Raw genomic sequence first — 19,022 nt, 5'->3', positions numbered from 1 at the left:
CCGCTCTCAGCCTACCATTCATGTCTGCCGAATCTCTCACTCATGAACGTGGCCGCGTTCCCCGAAAGGACGCGGCCACCACGGCCATTCAGCTTCTCAGTTCAGGCGACGCCGCTCACCGCCTGCGGGCGCTTCAGCGCTAGCTGCCCGCACGCCGCGCCAGCATCCTTCCCGCGGGACCGCCGCACGCTGACGTCGACCCCGCGCGCCTCCAGCCGGTCGTAGAACGCCTGGATCTGCGCCTCGGTGCTGCTCTCGAACCCCGAGCCGTCCCAGGGGTTCATGGGAATCAGGTTCACGTGACTCACCAGCCCGCGCAGCCGCTCGGCCAGCAGGTCCGCCTGCCACAGCGCGTCGTTCAGGCCGCGCAGCATGGTGTACTCCATGGTGATGCGCCGGCCGGTGACCGCCTGGTACTCGCGGGCGGCCTGCATGATCTCCTCGATGCTGTTCGCCGCGCCGGTCGGGATGATCCGCTGGCGGGTCTCCTCGTCCGGGGCGTGCAGGCTGATGGCCAGCTTGATGCCCAGGTCGTCCTCCTCCGCCAGGCGGCGGATGCCCTTGGCGATGCCCACCGTGGAGAGCGTCACGCGGCGCCTGCTCATGCCCAGCGCCTCCGGGTGCAGCAGGATCCGGGCGGCCTGCATGGTGTTGTCGTAGTTCAGCATGGCTTCCCCCATGCCCATGAACACCAGGTTGCGGATCTCGCGCGGGGCGATGTCCTCGCCGCCCGCGACGGCCAGCACCTGCCCCACGATCTCGCCCGGCGTCAGGTTCCGGCCGAAGCCCATCTTCCCGGTGGCGCAGAAGGCGCAGCGGGCCGGGCAGCCCACCATGGTGCTCACGCAGATCGTCTTGCGGTCCAGGTACGGCATGTACACCGCTTCCATCTGCCGGCCGTCCATCAGCGTGAACAGGTACTTCACGCTGCCGTCCGCGCTGCGGACCGTCTCGATGTCCCGGAAGGGGTTCAGGGTGTACTGCCCGCTCAGATCGGCGCGGGCGGCGGCCGGCAGGTTCGTCATGGCCGCGAACTCCCCCACGCCCTGCCCGTACACCCAGTCCAGCAGCTGACGGCGGCGGAAGCCGTCCAGGGGGTACGCGTCGGGGTGAAGGTCAAGCAAAAGCTCCATGCCCGGCAGTCTAGGGGCTCGGCACGCACGCCGTGGGAATCCGCGTCACAGCCCGGGCGCTTACGCCCGCGTGCGCGCCGCCCAGGCCAGCACCCCGCCCGCCGCGAGGCCCCACACGGCGCTCCCTACACCGAGGAACGTCACGCCACTCGCCGTCACCGCCAGGGTCAGCAGCGCGGCCTCCCGGGTGCGCTCGTCGTGCAGGGCGGCCGTGAGGCTGCTCAGGGTCGTGCCGACCAGCGACAGGCCCGCCAGCGCCGCGATCACCGGCGCCGGAATGGCCCCCACCGCGCCCAGCACCCACCCCGCCCCCGCCGCCAGCAGCAGGTACAGCACGCCCGCACTCACGCACGCCACCCAGCGCCGGTCCTCGTCCGGGTGCGCCTCGGCGTTCGCGGCGATGGCGGCCGTGATCGCCGCGAGGTTCGTGGTGTGCGCCCCGAACGGCGCGGACAGCAGGCTCAGCACGCCCGTCCAGGTGATCAGCGGACTGGTCGGCACCCGCCCGAACCCGCACGCCCGCAACACCGCCACGCCCGGCAGCTGCTGCGACGCCAGCGTGAGCACCGTCAGCGGCAGCGCCAGGGCCAGCACCCGCCCCAGGTTCAGCGACACGTCCTGAAACGCCAGCGTGCCCGGCCCGCCGCCCGTCAGGCCGCCCACCTGCCCGGTCAGGACGGACAGCAGCGCACCCACCAGCAGCACCGCCGGCACCGCCCAGCGCGGAAAGAAAAGCCGCCCCAGCAGGAACACCACGATCATCCCGCCCACCGCCACCGGGGCCACCGGCAGCGCCCGGAAGGCACCCAGCACGAATGGCAGCAGCACCCCGGCCAGCAGAGCGTTCGCCAGCGCCGGCGGAATGCGGGCCGTGACCGCCCCGAACGCGCCGGTCACGCCGAGCACCGTCATCACCGCCGCACTCACGACGCACGCGCCCAGCACCTCCGGGAAACTCGCCTGCCCGCTTGCGGCCACGCCCGCGATCACCGCCAGCCCCGGCGTGCTCCACGCCAGCAGCACCGGCGCCCGGAACCGCCACGACAGCGCCAGCGTGCCCACCCCGATCGCCAGGTACGACGCCGTCAGCCAGCTCGCCGCCTGCACCGGTGTGAGGTCAAAGTCCTGCGCAGCCTGCACCAGCAGCCCGATGCTGCTCGCCACGCTCACCACAATCGCGATCACGCCCGCCAGCACCGCCGACACCGACACGTCCCGCCGCAGGACCGCCAGGGACGCGGGCGCCGCCCCCGCCGGCGCGGTCACCCGCCGACCCGCGCGACCGGGCCGCCCACCCACACCGCCTCCGCCCCGCCCGGCACGGGCGTGAACTGCGCCGTCAGCCGCGCCGGCCGCCCGGGCATCACCTGCGCGCCCCGGATGATCTGCACGCCGGCCTCCAGGAAGGCGCCCGCACACAGCACCCCGGTCAGGCACGCGAACATGTTGCTGCTCGCCGCGTCCTCCAGAAAGCCCTTCAACGGCCCGAAACACCGCAGGCTCACGTCCGCGCGGCCCGTGCCGCCCGGCGTGAACAGCACCAGGCCGGTCGTGCCGGTGGCCCGGTTCACGGCCCTGATCGCCTCCGCATCCGGCCGGAAGGCCGTCAGGGCCTCCAGGTCCGGCAGCTGAACCACCAGGTTCGGCCGGCCGGCCGACGCCACCCACGCCGGACGCGCCAGCAGCCCCAGCGGGGACAGGTCGGCCTCAACCTCGTGCACCGTCGCGGTGCCCTGCAGCAGTGACCATTCCCCCGTGCACCACTGCGCGCTGAACTCCTCGCCGCCCATGTGCACGCTCAGCGCGTCCCCCATGCCGCCGCGCTCCTGCAGGAAGACCAGGGCCGCCAGCGCCCCGGAATCCGAACTGCCCCGGCGCCCCTGCGGCGTGAACAGCTCCAGGTGCACGTTCAGGTCGTCCTGCGCGGTCACGAACACCGACAGCGGCGCCCCGGCCGATGCGGCCCGCGCTGCAGGGTCCCCGTGGCCGCCTGCGAACACCGCCACCGGTTTCCCCCCGCCCCCGCCCGCGGGGGAGAAGGTCATGAACACGGCGGGCGGCGCGTCGGACGTCATGCCCGCCATTTCAACACGCTCAGCCCGGACCGGGCGTCCCCCTGCCTGACTGCCGGGTTAAGCGCTGACCCATTCGCGCAGGACCTGTTCCAGGTGCGCGTCGTCCAGGTCGCCGTCCTCGGCCAGGGCCTTGATGTGGTCGGTGACGCGCCGGAGGGCGTCCTCGCCGTAGTGCAGGCCCAGTTCGCGGGCGCGGAAGGCGATGGCGTGCTTGCCGGTGATCTTGCTGGCCGCCTGGATGCTGCGGCCCACGCCGAACAGTTCCGGGGGGATCACCTCGTACGCGCCGGGGTTGAGGTAGATGGCCTTGAGGTGCATGCCGGCCTTGTGGTTGTACGCGAACTCGCCGGTCAGGTAGTTGTTCCAGGGGATGGGCAGGCCGACCATCCGGGCGATCATGTTGTCCAGTTCGGGCAGCAGGGGCAGCTGGTACTTGTCCATCAGACCCTGCGGGTCGAAGGTGAACATGCGCGCCAGGAAGCCGCCCAGGGGCGTGATGCCGTTGCGTTCGCCGATGCCGAGAATGGTGGTGTCGATGTGGGTGGCGCCGGCCTCCACGGCCTCGTAGGCATTGCTCACCGCGCAGCCGGTGTCGTTGTGCCCGTGGAATTCGATGCCGCAGTCGGGCGCGATCACCTTGCGGACCTCGCGGACCAGGGCGTACACCTGCCGGGGCGTGGCGACGCCCACCGTGTCGGCCAGGCCGACGCGGTGCACGCCCATGTCGGACACGGCGCGGTACACGGCCATCAGGTCGGTTTCCTCGCTGCGGAAGGTGTCCTCGGCGCTGAAGCGCAGTTGTAGCCCCGGGTGGTGGTGGCGCAGCCACCCGATGACCTTTTCGGCGGCGGTGATGATCTGCGGGATGCTCTTGCCGTGGCTGAATTCGCGCAGGAAGCTGCTGGTGCCGAACAGCAGGTCCAGGCCGTGCACGCCGGTGTCCGCGGCGCGCTGCACGTCTTCCATGGTGCAGCGGACGTGGGTGAGGAACCTGCTGCGCAGGCCCAGGCTGGTCAGGCGGCGGATGTCGTCGTGGGTCTGCTGGCTGACCATGGGGGTGGTCACTTCGATGAATTCCACGCCGAACGCGTCGAGGGCCCGGGCGATCTCGATCTTGTCGTCGCGTTTGAAGTTGCCCCGGGCGAACTGTTCGCCCTCGCGGAGGGTGGAGTCGATGATCGCCCAGCTGGTGGCGGGGATCAGGGGGGCGGGCGTGGCGTCCTGGGTCATGGGGAAGTACCTGCCTGCATTCTCTGCGCCCGACTTATTGAATGTCAAGAAAGAAGTCTGGATATTTTGCAATTGAAAACTCAAGTGGTCGATTCAATGTCCTGCGGTTCCCTGCCGGCACCTGTCACCCGCGCGCGGACCTGCCCAGGCATGCGCCACATGGCGGACGTCCCGCCCCCGCGCCTCCACTACTCTGACGCCGTATGCCAGGCGCCCCCCTCAACCCTAACCGGGAAATCGCGAAGATAGCCGTGCCCGTCAGCCTGGAAATGGTCATCCAGCTGCTGCTCAGCTTCATCAACCAGATCATCGTCGGCACCCTGGGCGCCGTGTCGGTCGCCGCCGTGGGCCTCAGCGGCAGCCTGAGCTTCATGTTCTTCGTCACGCTGGGCGCCATCGGGTCTGGCACCAGCATCCTCATCGCCCGCCGCTCCGGCGCGAACGACCGGCGCGGTATCAATCACGCCCTGGCCGCCGCGGCCCTGCTCGCCACGCTGCTCGGCGCGGTCCTCACCGTGCCCATCGTGACCGGCGCCGGCACCCTGCTGCGCCTCGCGGGCGGCGCCCCGGACGTCACTGCGGCCGCCACGCCCTACATGCAGGTGTTCATGCTGGCCCTGGTGCCCGGCCTGCTCGGGTGGGTGTTCAGCGGCGCGCTGCGCAGCCTCGGGCACGCCCGCACGCCTCTGGTCGCCACCGTGATCAGCGTGGTGCTGGAGGCGATCCTCGCGTACGGCCTGGTGTTCGGCGCCGGTCCCTTCCCGGAACTGGGCCTGATCGGCGCGGCCTGGGCGGTCGTGGCCGCCAACGTGTACAAGGCCGTGCACCTGGCCTGGCAGCTATACGGCGCGCGGCGGCTGGTGCACTTCGAACTGCCCCGCGGCGACGAGTGGGGTGCCCTGACCGGGCCGCTCGTCACCCTCAGCGCCCCGCTGGCCTTCACGGAGTTCGTGTGGACGCTGGGCGGCTTCCTGTACGCCGCCGTGTACGCCCGCGTGGGCACCGAGGCGCTCGCCGCCAGCCAGATCGTGGGCACGCTGGAGGGCATCTTCATCGTCGGCAGCTTCGGCCTGATGAGCGCGGCCACCGTGTTCATCGGTCAGAGCCTCGGCGCGGGGGACGCCCAGGCGGCCCGTACCTGGATTGACCGCCTGACGCGCGCGGGGCTGCTCACGGCGCTGCTCTTCGGCGCGCTGTTCGCCCTGAGCAGCCTGGTCATTCCCCTGGTGTTCCCGAAGGTTGGCCCGGAGGTGCAGCACATCGCCGTGCTGGGCGTGCTGATCACCGCGGCCGCGCAGATCTTCAAGGTCCGGAACATGATCGTGGGCGGCGGCATTCTCCCCAGCGCCGGGGACGCGCAGGGCGTCATCATCGGCGACGTGATCGGCGCACTGATCGTGGGGCTGCCGCTGGCGATCTGGCTGGGCCTGTACACGCCGCTGGGCGTGTGGGGCGTGTTCCTGGCCCGCATCCTGGAGGAGATCGCCAAGGTGCTCGTGTTCGAGTGGCGCCGCCGCCGCGTGAACTGGGAGCGGCTGGCCCAGGAACAGCAGGGCCAGCCGGTCACCGTCGCGGCGCACTGACCAGGGGTTACTCCGCCGCCCCGGTTCTCCGCGCGATTTCCGCCCGGACGACCGGGGCGACCTGCGTGCCCAGCAGCTCGATGGACCGCATCACGACCGCGTGCGGCAGCGTGCCCCCGCCGTTCTGAAGGGTGAAGCGGTCGTGCCCGAACACCTCGTGCTGGTAGAGGATCTTGTCGGCGACTTCCTGCGGGTCGCCGGTGAAGTACGCGCCGCGCAGGCTGCGGTCCCGTTCGAACGCGTCGCGCGTCACGGCGTTGCGCCAGCCGCGCTCCTGGCCCAGCTTCTCGAACACCGCCTTGTGGACCGGGAACATGGTGTCGGCAGCCACGCGGGAATCGTCGGCGATCAGGCCGTGGCTGTTGATGCTGACCTTCAGGCGGTCCGGGCCGAACCCGGCCGCCTGCCCGGACGCGCGGTACAGGTCGATCAGCCCGCGGAACTGTTCGGGCAGCCCGCCGATGATCGCCAGGGCCAGTGGCAGGCCCAGCGTGCCGGCGCGCCGGGCGCTGTTGGGCGTGCCGCCGATGGCGAGCCATACCGGCAGCGGGTCCTGCAGGGGCCGGGGATACACGCCCTCGCCGTGCAGGGACGGGCGGGTCTGGCCTTTCCAGGTGACGTGCGTGTGCTCCCGCAGGGTCAGCAGCAGGTCCAGCCGCTCCCGGAACAGGCCGTCGTAATCAATGGGGGCATCCCCCATGAACAGCGGGAAGGATTCGCTGAACGACCCCCGCCCGGCCATGATCTCGGCGCGGCCGCCGCTGATCAGGTCCAGCGTGGCGAACTGCTGGAACACCCGGACCGGGTCGTCGGTGCTCAGGACCGTCACGGCACTGCTGAGGCGGACATTCTTCGTGAGGGTAGCGGCGGCGGCCAGCACGGTGGCGGGGCTGGAGATCAGGTAGTCCGGGCGGTGGTGCTCGCCCAACGCGAACACGTCCAGGCCCACCTGGTCGGCCAGTTCGATCTCCTCCAGCAGGTCCTTCATGCGCTGTTGTGGGCTGACCTGCGCGCCGGTGGCGGGGTCGGGGGTGAAGTCGCCGAAGCTGGCGATGCCCAGCTCAAAGTGCGGGGTGGGGGAGGGCGTCATGGGCCGAGTCTACCCCCATCCCTTTGACGTTAAACGGTCTGAGAGGGGAGCCCGGCAGGGCAGGCGGCGCCGCTCAGCGGTGCAGCAGGACGTAGCGCAGGCGGCGGAACTGGAAGTACATCAGGCAGCCCACGCAGATGCGTTGCGTGAGGTTCAGGGCGGCCAGCGCGATCACGATCAGGCCCAGCGCGGCGCCCAGGACGGTCAGGCCGCCCAGCGTCGCAAGGCCTGAGGCCAGCAGGAAGCTGCCGCCCACGCCCTGCGCGAAGTGGTGCGCGCGGGGGTCCTCGTCCACCACGTCCGGGTGCAGGCCGAGCGCCGGGCCCAGGCGGCGGTACGCGGCGCGCAGGGGAGAGAATTCAGGCACCACGGCGCCCAGCAGCATGGCCGCGCCGAGGGCGAGGCTCAGGGCGGGAAGCGTGAGGATCACGGCCAGCAGGGTCACGAACACCACGGTGATGGCGTTGAAACGCAGGGCGCTCTGGTCGGTGCGGGGCGCCACCCGCGGGGAGGAGGGCAGGGCAGTCATGGGGAACAGGCTAGCGGCCTAAAGTGGATAAAACAACTCAACTTGTCTACGTGCGCCCGGTCCACCCACCTCCCCCTACCCACACCCCACCGACCGGGCCGCGCAGGGGCTACCATGGGCGCCGTGAACACGCATCAAGTTCAGGTGGGCGGTGTCACCCGCGACCTGCCCATCGTCCCCGTCTCCGACACCGTCAGCGTCGCCCTGTTCAACATGCTGGGCGACACCGAAGTCACCGAGGCTGCCGGCAAGGCCCTCGCCGCCCGGCTCCCCGCCGACGTCAACGTGCTCGTCACCCCCGAGGTCAAGGCCCTGTCCCTGGCGCACGTCATCAGCCGGGAAAGCGGCAAGCCGTACATCGTGATCCGCAAGACCCAGAAGCCCTACATGGTCGAGCCGGTCATGCGCGAGGTGGTCAGCATCACCACCGGCAAACCGCAGCTGCTCGTCCTCGACGGCTTCGATGTCAGCAAGGTCAAGGGCCACAAGGTCGCCATCGTGGACGACGTCGTGTCCAGCGGCGGTACCCTGCACTCCCTGCGCCAGATCATCGAGGAAGTCGGCGGGGAAGTCGCCGCGATTCTCGCCGTGTTCACCGAGGGCGACGAACGCCCCGAGGTCACCGCGCTTGGCCACCTTCCCCTCTTCAAGAACAGCTGAATTCAGATCATCAAGGGCCGCCCATTTCTACCGGGCGGCCCTTCCCCTTTGCCTGTCACAGCCCGGATACATGAGAACGCCGCCCCCAGCCGGAGGCGGCGCGCTTCAGTTCAGCCGGGAGTCAGGGCTTACAGTCCGGTGATGGCCTTGTAGGGGTCCACCAGGCCGTAGCCGAAGTTGTTGTCCTTGCCGGCGGTGCCCAGGTCCTTGGCGGTGTTCGTCAGCAGGTTCAGCAACTGGGTGTTGGTCAGGGTGGGCTTGGCGGCCCACACCACGGCTGCGGCGGCGCTCACGTGCGGGGTGGCCATGCTGGTGCCGTTGTAGGACTCGTAGTCGGCGGCGCCCACGGTGACGCTCCCGGTGGTGGGGAGTTTGCCCAGCAGGGCCTGCCCGTCGGCCTGGAGGAGACCCACGACCGGCACGTTGTACTGGTTGGTGAGGCTCATGCCGAGGGAGCCGGCCGCGTTGTTGTAGATCATGACGGCCGTGGCGCCGCTGCCGACAGCGTTGGCGACCTTCTCCTCGAAGGAGCAGGTGCCGCGGCTGATCAGGGCGATGTTGCCGCTCAGGGCGCTGTTGCGGGCACCCACGCCGCAGAACTCGTTGTTCGTGCCGCCGCCCGCGACGATGGTGCCGTTCACGGTGCCCTTGCCGGTCAGGTCGGCCGCCTGCACGTCACTGAAGTTCACGCCGCCGCCGGAGGCCAGCGCGCGGGTGCCCTGGCCCAGCGGCACGCTGCTGATCACGTCCACGCCGGGGCCGACGAGGTCCACCTGCGTGCCGAAGTTACTGAAGTCCGCCTTGGTGAGGTTGCTGTCCACGGCGCCGATCCCGACCACTTCGGTGTACGCGGCGGGGTAGGACACGGCCGCGCCGTCGTTGCCGGTGGCGGCGATGGTCAGGGCGCCCTTCTGCCAGACGCTGGTGTAGGCGCGCTGCTCGGTCTTGCTGGCCCGGCCGCCGCCGAGGCTCAGGCTGATGACGACCTTCGCTTCGGTGCCGCCCTGGCTCTGGAGCTGCGCGGCGCACCAGTTCACGCCGTTGATGATGGCGCTGCTGCTGCCGGAGCCGGTGTCGCCCAGCACGCGGGCCATGTACAGGTTCGCGCCCGTCGCCACGCCGCCCACGCCGTTGGGGTCCATGCCGCTCTGCAGGCCGCTCGCGCCGGTGCCCGAGCCGTACTGCGCGAAGACGGTGCCGGCTACGTGCGTGCCGTGGTGGGACAGGTCGTTCAGGGCGTAGGCGCTGTCACGGTTGAGCTCACCGGTGAAGTTCTTGAAGCCCTTGAGCTTGCGCTGGAACTCAGGATGGTTGCCGTCGATGCCGGTGTCGCCGATGCACACGGCCACGCCCGCACCCGTGTAGTTTTTCGCCTGAAGTTCAGGCACGCGCAGGGCGTTGTCGCCCCAGGTGGTCTCACCGCTGGCGGTGTACAGCGCCTGGGCGCTGAGGCCCTGGCTGCTCAGGGCGGGGCGGCTGGCGGCCGCGTCGGTCACGCCGCTCTTGAAGCCCAGCGCGTGGCGGACGAGGTCGGGTTCCACGTACTCGACCATGGGGTTGCCCTGCAGTTTCGCCAGGGCGCTGGCGTCCAGTTTGACGGCGGCGGCGCTGATGTCCGCCCACTGGCTGGTCATGATGCCGCCGGCGGCAGTGATCGCCTGGGCCTGCATGGCGGCCTGCTCGGTGAGGTTCTGGGCGCTCAGGGCGTCCTGCTTGAAGCCGACCAGGTACGCGCCGGGGATCACCTCGGCCTGGCTGTCTGCGCCGGGGGTGGGCAGCGCGGCGACGGGCGCGGTGGGCTGCTGACCGCAGGACGCGAGGGTGAGGGCCAGGGTGGCGGCGATCAGGGTGCGGGTGTGCTTCATGAATCCTCCGGGTGGGCGGCGCTGGGCCAGGGAAAGCGGGGGTGCAGGAAGGGACGTCGCCCGGCCGGTCAGGGCTGGGGACAATGCGGCCAGGAACGCCCCGGGGAGGGTGTCGGGGAGGGGAGAGGCGATCCGTTCGGGTTGGAAGCTGTGGCGAATCCTAGGGCGCTACAGAAGGGCTTCTCGCCTTCTTGTCTAGACAGATGTAAAAATTGTTGAAAATCCCCTGTTTCTGCGTCTGGGCTGCAAAAGGCAATGATTTGCACATTTTGTCCTGGTCACATTCGCGTGCATGCCCCACCACCCCACGCTAAACTGATTGCCTTTTTCAATCTTCTGCCAATCTGCGTCACGAAAAAAGCCAGGGTGCGCCACCCTGGCCTTCTGCGACGTGCGGCCGCTTACCAGCGCTCAGTGACCGTCTTCAGCTGCATGAAGTTCGACAGGTAGTCCGGGCCGCCCGCCTTGCTGTCCGTGCCGCTCATGTTGTACCCGCCGAACGGCTGCACACCCACGATCGCCCCGGTGATCTTGCGGTTGAAGTACAGGTTCCCCACCTCGAACTTCTCCCGCGCCTCCTCCAGACGCTCCCGGCTGTTACTGCACACCCCGCCCGTCAGGCCGTACACGGTGCTGTTGGCGATGTCCAGCGCGTCCTGCCAGTCCTTGGCGCGGAACACCGCCACCACCGGCCCGAAAATCTCCTCCTGCGAGATGCGCGCGTTCCGGTCCACATCCCCGATGATGGTCGGCTGGATGTAGTTGCCCTTCTTCCCGTTGTGCTCGCCGGGAGCCTCGCCGCCCAGCAGCACCTTGCCCTCGCCAGCACCGACCTTCTGGTACTCGCTGATGGACTTGAACGCCTTCTGGCTGATCACGGCCGTGACGTTCGCGTTCTCCTCACCGGTGCCCATGGTCAGCTTGCCCGCGCGCTCCACGACCTTCCCGACCACCTCGTCGTACACGTCGTCCACCACGATCAGGCGGCTCATCGCGCTGCACTTCTGCCCGTTGAACCCGAACGCACTCTGCACCGCGCTCGTCACCGCGTTCTCGATGTCGGCCGTCTCGTCCACGATCAGGGCGTCCTTGCCGCCCAGTTCCATCACCGTGCGCTTGATCCACTTCTGCCCGGGCTGCACCTTCGCCGCCACCTCGTGAATGCGCAGGCCCACCGGCACGCTCCCCGTGAACGTGATGAACCGCGTCTTCGGGTGCCCGGTCATGGCATCCCCGATCTCACTGCCGTGCCCCGGCAGGAACTGCAGCACGCCCGCCGGCAGACCCGCCTCCAGCATGATGTCCGCGATGAACCCGGCGATCACGCCCGCGTTGTCCGCCGGCTTGACCACCATACAGTTGCCCACCACGATCGGCGCGGCCAGCATGCCCAGGAAGATCGCCGCCGGGAAGTTCCACGGGCTGATGCTCACGCCCACGCCCAGCGGAATCCACATCAGGCCGTTTTCCTCACCCTCGAACCACGTGGTTTCCGCGCTGCCGAAGTGCGCGTACTTCATCGCGCTCCGGGCGTAGTACTCCAGGAAGTCGATGGCTTCCGCCACCTCCACGTCCGCTTCCGCGTAGTTCTTCCCGGCCTCGATGCTCATGATCGCGCACGCCTCCAGACGGCGGCGCTTCAGGATCGCGCTGGCCTTCAGCAGGATGCGGGCCCGGGCGTCCATGTCCCACTTCTTCCAGCTCTCGAACGCCTTCCAAGCGCCCGCGATCGCCTGATCCACGTGCTCCTTCGTCGCGGCGGCCGTGGTGCCCACCACCTCGTCCGTATCACACGGGTTCAGCGACACCATGCGCTCGGCCGTGTCCACCTTCTGCCCATCGATGATCAGCGGGTAATGCTTCCCGACGATCTCCTGCCGGACCTTCGCCAGCGCCTCCTGGTACGCCTTGACGTTCTCCTCCTTCGTGAAATTGGTAAACGCCTGCGGACGGTATTCCTGAACTCGAATCATGGTTGATCTCCTTGAAAAGGCCGCATGGCAACGCGGCCACTTGAGGTCATGGGTGGAACTGCTCCGCTCAAATCGGCTCAGCCCTTGAGCATGCCCTTGACGATGAACAGGGCGTTGCGGGGCGTTTCGGCGATGCGGCGGGTGAAGTACGGGTACCACGCGGGGCCGTAGGCGATGTACGTGCGCACGCGGTAGCCCTGCAGGGCGAGGTCCTTCTGCAGGTCGCGGCGGATGCCGTACAGCATCTGGAACTCGAACTGGTCGCGGGGAATGTCGTGAATGAGGGCGAAGTGCTTGACGTCGTCGATGATCTTCTCGTCATGCGTGGCGACGTTCGTGTAGTTCCCGGCTTTCATGTGCTGGTACACGAGGCGGCGGTAGTTGGCGTCCACGTCGGCCTTGTCCTTGTAGGCGACGGTTTCGGGTTCCAGGTAGGCGCCCTTCACCATGCGGATGTTGGGTTGCAGGTCGTCCAGGCTGTCGCGGTCTTTCAGGCTGCGGAACAGGTAGGACTGCAGCACGGTGCCCACGGCCTTGTTGCCGAACTCGCCGACCAGGGTGCGGAACTGCGCGAGGGTGAGGTCCACGAGGGGGTGGTCTTCCATGTCCAGGCACACGAACCCGCCGTACTCGCTCGCCTTGCGGATGATGCGGCGGGCGTTGGTGAGGCCGAGGTCCTCGCCGTTCACGGTCTTGCCCTGACCGACGCTGGAGAGCTTGATGCTCACGTACGGTTCGACGCCCTGCGCGTGCGCCTGCTCGATCAGGTCCAGGACCTGCTGGGCAAACTCGTTGCACTGTTCGGGGGAGTCGATGAACTCGCCGAGCTGATCAAGGATGGCGCCGATGCCGTCCTGTTCGAGTTCCTTGGCGGCGCGCAGCACGCCGGGAATGTCCTCGCTGGCGACGAAGCGTTTCACGAGGCCCTTGCCGCGCGCGCGGACGATCTTTTCCACGTTCGGGTTGCCGGTGACGGTCAGCACGGCCTTGCGGTACACCTGATCTAACATTCTGTCTCTCCTGGAGTGGGGGCGGGAACGGGGCGGGCGGGGGGCGGCGCCCCGGGTGGGCTGGTGGCGTGGGGCTCGGCGCGGTCCAGGTCACTCAGGACCAGGGCGGCGAAGGTCTGCACGTGTTCCCGCGCGGCGGCGCGGGCGGCGTCCGGGTCGCGGTTCAGCACGGCCTGAAGGATCGCCTCGTGCTGCGCCTGGGTGTCCGGGTGGGCGTTGTAGGTACGGGTCTGGTGCTTGATGAGCGCGATGCGGTGTTCTAGGTCGCGGGAGAGGTCAGTGAGGGGCGCGTTGTGGGCGGCCTGGGCGATGCGGCGGTGGAAGGCGAGGTCCAGGCGGGTCTGGTCGCGGTAGTCGTCGCTGCCGCTGCGGTTCAGGTCGTGCAGGGCGGCGTGCAGGGCGCGGGCGTCGTCGGGGGTGTGGTGCGTGGCGGCCAGGGCGGCGGCCAGGGCGTCCAGTTCGGCGCGGACGGTGTAGGTGTCGCGGGCCTCGTCTGCGCTGACGGTGCGCACGCGCACGCCCTTGTTCGCCTCGGCGGTCAGGAGCCCTTCCTGCGTGAGGCGCAGCAGGGCCTCGCGGATGGGGGTGCGGGACACGCCCAGTTTCTCGCCGAGTTCCACCTCGCCCAGGCGTTCGCCGGGCATGAAGTCACCGTCCAGGATGGCGCGGTGCAGGTGGTGGTAGACGCCCTCGCGGATCAGGCTGGGGCGCTCGAAACGGCTCATGTGGATATTGTATACAATTTTATCTGGGTGGCCGATGAGGAAATGTGGAGGTCACCCGATGGTCGCCAGGACTCCCTGGTCCACACGTCTCAGTCCTCCTCGGTCGGGCCGCTGCCCTTCTTCGCGCCCATGAGCAGCCCCAGCGGCCCCAGCGTCACCAGATACAGCAGCGTGGCCCCCGTCGCCAGCACGTAAAGGTGCAGCCCGCAGGTCATCCCCACCGCCGCCACCGCCAGCAGACTCGCGGCGGTCGTCAGGCCCTTGGCGCCCTCCCCTCGCTGACTGGAGAAGATCGCGCCGGCCCCCAGGAAGCTCACGCCGCTGACCACCGCGCCCAGGATGCCGATCATGTCGAACCGCACCTGATCGTCCTGTTTCGCGAAATTCGTGACCAGATTCTCGCCCAGCACGATAAACAGGGCCGCACTCACCCCGACCAGAATGTGCGTGCGCAGCCCCGCGCTGCGGTTGCGGGACTCGCGCTCCCAGCCGATCAGGCCGCTCAGAACGAACGCCGCCACCAGGCCCTGCATCAGGTTCAGCTCGGTCAGGACACTCTCCACGCCCGCAGCCTACCCAGCGCCCCACCGGCTGTGATGGGAGGGGCACCAACGGACTTCATGCAGCCCCTGCGTTAGTCGGCGTGCAGGTTCTCGATGGGAAAGATCCGCCAGGCCAGCGCCTCCAGCCCCCGCGCGCCCGCCCGGGACTGGCAGCCGTGCGTGGGCGTGCACAGCGTCACGTACCGCGTGCGCCGCGCCCCCACCTGCACGCGGTACACGTGCGCCTCGCTGCGGCTGCGCGTGTGATGGCACAGGTCGCAGTGCAGCGCCGAACTGCCCTTCGGGGGAATGGGCGTGAACTCGGCCAGCTGGTCCCCGTGCACCAGCGCCAGCCGGCCGTCCGCCACCGGGTACAGCCCCAGCGTGGGCGGCAGCGCCGGCCCGCCCTGCGCCTCGCCGAACAGCTCACGGTGCGTCTCCGGGAAGAGTTCCCGCAGCAGGTCGCGGGCACTGTGCTCCTTGGGTCGCGGGTCACTCATGAAGGCAAGTCTAGAGGCTCCCCGCCCACCCCGGCCGTGACCTGCCGCCCCTTCCGCCCAGCGGCCCGCCCGAAGGTGGGACGCGGCACGGCCCGCCCAGCGCCCGCGCACTACACTTCCCGGGTGAAGCGCCAGGGCCACCACGAAAGGACCAGCCGGCCATGAGGGCCCGAACCGCGAACCGCAGCGGCATCGTGATCCGCCGACGCGTCACGCCGGCCGGCGACATCATCGTCACTCTGCTCACCCCGCAGGGCAAACTCAAGGCCGTGGCCCGCGGCGGCGTGAAAGGCCCCCTCACCAGCAGCCTGAACCTCTTTCACCACGTCGCCGTGCAGGTGTACCAGGGCCCCCACAACGACCTCGCCAGCGTGAAACAGGCCGTGCTGGAAGGTGCCCTGCCCACCCTGGCCGAACCGGGCCGCTACGCCTACGCGCACCTGATGGCCGAATTCGCCGACGCCCTCTTCCAGGAAGGCGAATTCAGCGAGCAGGCCTTCGACCTGTTCAGCGGCGCGCTGCGCGGCATCTCCCGCCAGCCGGACCCGGAATGGGTGGCGCTGGTCATGAGCTACAAACTGCTGGGCCTGGCCGGCATCGTGCCCCAGACCGCTCGCTGCGCCCGCTGCGGCACCCCCGACCCCGCGCACCCGGACCCGCTGGGCGGGCAGCTGCTGTGCGGCAACTGCGCCGCCCTGCCCCCCTACCCGGACGCCGCCCTGGACTTCCTGCAGGGCGTGGTGCGCCGCACCGTGCGGGCCAGCATGGACACCCCCGTCCCGCCCGAGCAGCGCCCGGCGCTGTGGCGCGCGCTGGAACGCTTCGTGACCGTGCAGATCGGCGGGGTGCACAGCTGGACGCAGCTGGTCCCCATGCAGGCCGCCGCGTCAGGGTAAGGGAAGAGGTTAGAACGGTCGGAGACCGGCGTCACACCCCTCGAACGCCCGTGAGAACCAGCGGCAGTCGAGCACGAGCAGGTCACCAACTCGGTTGACTGTCGCAGCCTGCCACCGACTCCTCCGGCGCGAGCGCTCCAGCAGCGTCAGCCGTCGGCGATCAGCCCGCCCTCGCAGGCGTTCCCGGCCAGGCCCTTCCCGCGTTCTCCTACCCGTGCCAGGAAACGCCGCTCTGTGTCCACATCCTGAACCGGGACGCTTTGCGGGGACAGCAGTGCCAGTGGCGCCACCCGACGCAGGTGTGCGGCATCCGGCTCTTGCCGGTCCAGTCGAGCAGCGCCCGGCGCTGTGGCGCGCGCTGGAACGCTTCGTGACCGTGCAGATCGGCGGGGTGCACAGCTGGACGCAGCTGGTCCCCATGCAGGCCGCCGCGTCAGGGTAAGGGAAGAGGTTAGAACGGTCGGAGACCGGCGTCACACCCCTCGAACGCCCGTGAGAACCAGCGGCAGTCGAGCACGAGCAGGTCACCAACTCGGTTGACTGTCGCAGCCTGCCACCGACTCCTCCGGCGCGAGCGCTCCAGCAGCGTCAGCCGTCGGCGATCAGCCCGCCCTCGCAGGCGTTCCCGGCCAGGCCCTTCCCGCGTTCTCCTACCCGTGCCAGGAAACGCCGCTCTGTGTCCACATCCTGAACCGGGACGCTTTGCGGGGACAGCAGTGCCAGTGGCGCCACCCGACGCAGGTGTGCGGCATCCGGCTCTTGCCGGTCCAGTGCGGCCTCGCCAAGGCTCGAACTTCCCCACAGCTGCACCAGAGGCCACGCCCACCCCAGCACCGCCAGCAGCACGAGCAGGGCCGCCAGTCGCCCGGACTCAGGAGGCGCCGCATGTCCTGGCATGATGCCCTGCCACGCCCCCGCGGGCCTGCGCATATGCCGCGGTTACGTCTGGAACTGCTGAATGCCCGCTCACCCTGGCGCCGCTAGACTCCACTCATGAGTTCTGCCGTTCCCCTGCCGCTGGACCACGGGCACCTACAGAAGCTGGTGACCGCCGATCTGGTGCGCCCCGATCACCTGCTGGGCGCCCACCCCACCACGGAAGGCGGCGTGGAGGGCGTGCGGTTCGCGGTCTGGGCTCCGCATGCGCACCACGTGAGCGTGGTCGGGGACTTCAACGGCTGGAACGGGTTCGACAACGCCATGCAGCGCCTGGACTTCGGGTACTGGGGCGTGTTCGTGCCGTCGGCGCGGCGCGGGCAGCGGTACAAGTACCGGATCACGTCCGCGCAGGGCCAGACCGAGGACAAGATGGACCCCTACGGCACCTTCTTCGAGGTCCGCCCCGCGACCGGCAGCATCATCTGGACCGAGCCCTTCGACTGGACCGACCAGGAATGGATGCAGGCCCGCACCTCCGGCCTGGACGAACCGGTCAGCATCTACGAGTGCCACGCGCCCAGCTGGATGCGCACGGACGACGGCTGGTTCCTGAACTACCGCGACCTCGCGCACCGGCTGGGGGAGTACGTGGTGTTCATGGGGTACACGCACGTGGAACTGCTGGGCGTGATGGAACACCCCTTCGACGGCTCCTGGGGGTATCAGGTGACCGGGTACTACGCGCCCACCAGCCGCATGGGCAGCCCCGAGGACTTCAAGTACCTGATCAACCACCTGCATGGGCTGGGCATCGGCGTGATCCTGGACTGGGTGCCCGGGCACTTTCCGACCGACCCGGCCGGCCTCGCCCGGTTCGACGGCACGCCCCTGTATGAGTACGCCGACCCGCGCAAGGGCTTCCATCACGACTGGAACACCTTCATCTTCGACTACGGCCGCAACGAGGTCGTGATGTTCCTGATCGGCAGCGCCCTGAAGTGGCTGCAGGACTACCACCTGGACGGCCTGCGCGTGGACGCTGTGGCGAGCATGCTGTACCTGGACTTCTCCCGCACGGAGTGGGTGCCGAACATTCACGGCGGCCGGGAGAACCTGGAAGCCATCGCGTTCCTCAAGCGCCTGAACGAGGTGGTGCATCACATGGCGCCCGGCTGCATGATCGTCGCGGAGGAAAGCAGCGCCTTCCCCGGCGTGACCACGCCCGCCCCGTTCGGGCTGGGCTTCGACTACAAGTGGGCGATGGGCTGGATGAACGACACCCTGGCGTACTTCGAGAAAGACCCCATCTACCGCCGGCACGTGCACCACAACCTGACCTTCTACAACATGTACCGCCTGGGCGAACACTACGTGCTGGCCCTCAGCCACGACGAGGTCGTGCACCTGAAAAAATCCCTGGTCGCCAAGCAGCCCGGCGACTGGTACGCGCAGCGCGCCGGGTACCGCGCCTTCCTGACCATGATGTGGAGCACGCCCGGCAAGAAGCTGCTGTTCATGGGCCAGGATTTCGCCCAGCCCACCGAGTGGAACCACGACCAGGCCCTGCCCTGGCACCTGGCGGACCACCCGGACCACCGCGGCGTGATGACCCTGGTGCGGGACCTGAACGCCCTGTACCGCTCCCGGCGCGACTGGTACGCCGGGGACCGGCAGGACACCAGCCTGCTGTGGCTCAGCGCGGACGACGCGGACCACAGCGTGTACGCCTACGCCCGCCGTGACGAGGCGAGCGGCGCGTGGAGCCTGATCGTGGCGAACCTGACCCCGGTGTACCGCGAGGGCTACCGCGTCGGCGTGCCGCAGGGCGGCACCTACCGCATGCTGCTCTCCACCGACGACGGGCAGTACGGGGGGTTCGGCACGCAGCAGCCGGACCTGCGCGCCCATGAGCCCGGCTGGCATAACCAGACGCACCACCTGTGCCTGAACCTGCCGCCGAACAGCGCCCTGGTGCTGGAAGCCGTCCCTGAGGAGGGCGCCGCCCCGGCTCAGCCCGGCGGGACCGCATGACCCCGCCCCCGGAGCGGCCCGGGCCGTCCCCCGCCACCATGGTCAGCTTCGTGCTGCTGGCCGTGCTGGCACTGCTGCTGCTGGCGCCGCTGGTGCTGGGCAGCCCGCCTCCCAGCCCCTTCCTGATCGCGGGCCTGCTGCTGGTGAGGCTGGGCGTGCAGGTGTACCGCGCGCAGAGCGACCCGCGCCTGAAACGCCCCGCGAGCTGGGCGCTGGACCTGCTCCTGATCGGCCTGCTGCTGTACGTGGCGAGTAACCGCCCCGCCGCCTGACCGGCCGCCCCGCAGCGTCTATCCTGCGC

Annotated in this window: 19 protein-coding genes; 6 read left to right on the top strand and 13 right to left on the bottom strand. The window is 69.4% G+C overall.

The window, feature by feature from the left end:
* Positions 1-101: 101 nt before the first annotated feature.
* Genes rlmN through lysS form a run of 4 tightly spaced genes read right to left on the bottom strand, consistent with a single transcriptional unit; the run spans position 102 to position 4,438 of the window.
* A complete protein-coding gene (gene rlmN, locus DFI_RS09345; protein ID WP_027462908.1) occupies positions 102-1,133 on the bottom strand; it encodes a dual-specificity RNA methyltransferase RlmN in 1,032 nt (343 codons plus the stop codon).
* Positions 1,134-1,193: 60 nt separating this feature from the next.
* Entirely contained in the window at positions 1,194-2,399 is a 1,206-nt protein-coding gene (locus DFI_RS09340) for a benzoate/H(+) symporter BenE family transporter (protein WP_051307735.1), read from the bottom strand.
* Complete coding sequence (locus tag DFI_RS09335; RefSeq protein ID WP_043778078.1) at positions 2,396-3,208, bottom strand: PhzF family phenazine biosynthesis protein; 813 nt, start codon at positions 3,206-3,208, stop codon at positions 2,396-2,398. Before DFI_RS09335 ends, DFI_RS09340 begins: the two co-directional genes overlap by 4 nt.
* A 57-nt stretch (positions 3,209-3,265) precedes the next feature.
* Positions 3,266-4,438 carry a homocitrate synthase gene (gene lysS / locus DFI_RS09330; RefSeq protein WP_043778004.1) on the bottom strand — a complete coding sequence of 391 codons (1,173 nt, stop codon included), beginning with the start codon at positions 4,436-4,438 and terminating at the stop codon, positions 3,266-3,268.
* Between the two features lie 203 nt (positions 4,439-4,641).
* Here lysS and DFI_RS09325 point away from each other — a divergent pair, with 203 nt between their 5' ends.
* Positions 4,642-6,021 (top strand): MATE family efflux transporter, encoded by a 1,380-nt coding sequence (locus DFI_RS09325; RefSeq protein WP_027462904.1) that lies wholly within the window; start codon positions 4,642-4,644, stop codon positions 6,019-6,021.
* Between the two features lie 7 nt (positions 6,022-6,028).
* Here DFI_RS09325 and DFI_RS09320 read toward each other — a convergent pair whose 3' ends face one another.
* Positions 6,029-7,111 (bottom strand): Atu2307/SP_0267 family LLM class monooxygenase, encoded by a 1,083-nt coding sequence (locus tag DFI_RS09320; protein ID WP_027462903.1) that lies wholly within the window; start codon positions 7,109-7,111, stop codon positions 6,029-6,031.
* Positions 7,112-7,184: 73 nt separating this feature from the next.
* On the bottom strand, positions 7,185-7,640 hold the full coding sequence (locus DFI_RS09315) for a DUF4395 domain-containing protein (RefSeq protein WP_043778002.1): 456 nt from the start codon (positions 7,638-7,640) through the stop codon (positions 7,185-7,187).
* A gap of 123 nt (positions 7,641-7,763) precedes the next feature.
* Here DFI_RS09315 and DFI_RS09310 point away from each other — a divergent pair, with 123 nt between their 5' ends.
* A complete protein-coding gene (locus DFI_RS09310; protein ID WP_022801570.1) occupies positions 7,764-8,300 on the top strand; it encodes a phosphoribosyltransferase family protein in 537 nt (178 codons plus the stop codon).
* Between the two features lie 128 nt (positions 8,301-8,428).
* On the opposite strand, the gene DFI_RS09305 is transcribed toward DFI_RS09310, so the two are convergent.
* From DFI_RS09305 to DFI_RS09280, 6 genes are all read right to left on the bottom strand, one after another.
* Positions 8,429-10,165: a S8 family serine peptidase gene (locus tag DFI_RS09305; protein ID WP_027462901.1), complete on the bottom strand. Its 1,737-nt coding sequence runs from the start codon at positions 10,163-10,165 to the stop codon at positions 8,429-8,431.
* Between the two features lie 401 nt (positions 10,166-10,566).
* Positions 10,567-12,138 (bottom strand): L-glutamate gamma-semialdehyde dehydrogenase, encoded by a 1,572-nt coding sequence (pruA, locus tag DFI_RS09300; RefSeq protein ID WP_027462900.1) that lies wholly within the window; start codon positions 12,136-12,138, stop codon positions 10,567-10,569.
* A 77-nt stretch (positions 12,139-12,215) separates the two neighbouring features.
* Entirely contained in the window at positions 12,216-13,148 is a 933-nt protein-coding gene (locus tag DFI_RS09295; protein ID WP_027462899.1) for a proline dehydrogenase family protein, read from the bottom strand.
* Complete coding sequence (locus DFI_RS09290; protein ID WP_043777996.1) at positions 13,142-13,873, bottom strand: GntR family transcriptional regulator; 732 nt, start codon at positions 13,871-13,873, stop codon at positions 13,142-13,144. The genes DFI_RS09295 and DFI_RS09290 overlap by 7 nt, the downstream gene beginning before the upstream one ends.
* A gap of 89 nt (positions 13,874-13,962) precedes the next feature.
* Positions 13,963-14,436 (bottom strand): MgtC/SapB family protein, encoded by a 474-nt coding sequence (locus DFI_RS09285; protein ID WP_027462898.1) that lies wholly within the window; start codon positions 14,434-14,436, stop codon positions 13,963-13,965.
* A gap of 71 nt (positions 14,437-14,507) precedes the next feature.
* Positions 14,508-14,915, bottom strand: coding sequence for a hypothetical protein (locus DFI_RS09280; RefSeq protein WP_027462897.1), 408 nt, complete (start codon positions 14,913-14,915; stop codon positions 14,508-14,510).
* A 161-nt stretch (positions 14,916-15,076) separates the two neighbouring features.
* Between DFI_RS09280 and recO the strand changes: the two genes are divergently transcribed.
* Together recO and DFI_RS09270 are read left to right on the top strand one after the other, a co-directional pair.
* On the top strand, positions 15,077-15,811 hold the full coding sequence (gene recO / locus DFI_RS09275; protein ID WP_118375867.1) for a DNA repair protein RecO: 735 nt from the start codon (positions 15,077-15,079) through the stop codon (positions 15,809-15,811).
* A gap of 280 nt (positions 15,812-16,091) precedes the next feature.
* Positions 16,092-16,253, top strand: coding sequence for a hypothetical protein (locus DFI_RS09270; protein WP_420810868.1), 162 nt, complete (start codon positions 16,092-16,094; stop codon positions 16,251-16,253).
* A 146-nt stretch (positions 16,254-16,399) separates the two neighbouring features.
* Here the strand turns inward: DFI_RS09270 and DFI_RS09265 are convergent, their stop codons facing one another.
* Positions 16,400-16,741 carry a hypothetical protein gene (locus DFI_RS09265; protein WP_162899075.1) on the bottom strand — a complete coding sequence of 114 codons (342 nt, stop codon included), beginning with the start codon at positions 16,739-16,741 and terminating at the stop codon, positions 16,400-16,402.
* Positions 16,742-16,804: 63 nt separating this feature from the next.
* On the opposite strand from DFI_RS09265, the gene DFI_RS09260 reads away from it, so the two are divergent.
* Positions 16,805-18,721: a 1,4-alpha-glucan branching enzyme gene (locus tag DFI_RS09260; protein ID WP_051307425.1), complete on the top strand. Its 1,917-nt coding sequence runs from the start codon at positions 16,805-16,807 to the stop codon at positions 18,719-18,721.
* Positions 18,718-18,993, top strand: coding sequence for a hypothetical protein (locus tag DFI_RS09255; RefSeq protein ID WP_022801581.1), 276 nt, complete (start codon positions 18,718-18,720; stop codon positions 18,991-18,993). Before DFI_RS09260 ends, DFI_RS09255 begins: the two co-directional genes overlap by 4 nt.
* Positions 18,994-19,022: the final 29 nt, after the last annotated feature.

It is taken from the genome of Deinococcus ficus, assembly GCF_003444775.1.
Taxonomy (GTDB): Bacteria; Deinococcota; Deinococci; order Deinococcales; family Deinococcaceae; genus Deinococcus; species Deinococcus ficus.
Note: the sequence above shows the minus strand (reverse complement) of the source record. Positions and strands in the feature narration are given on the sequence as shown.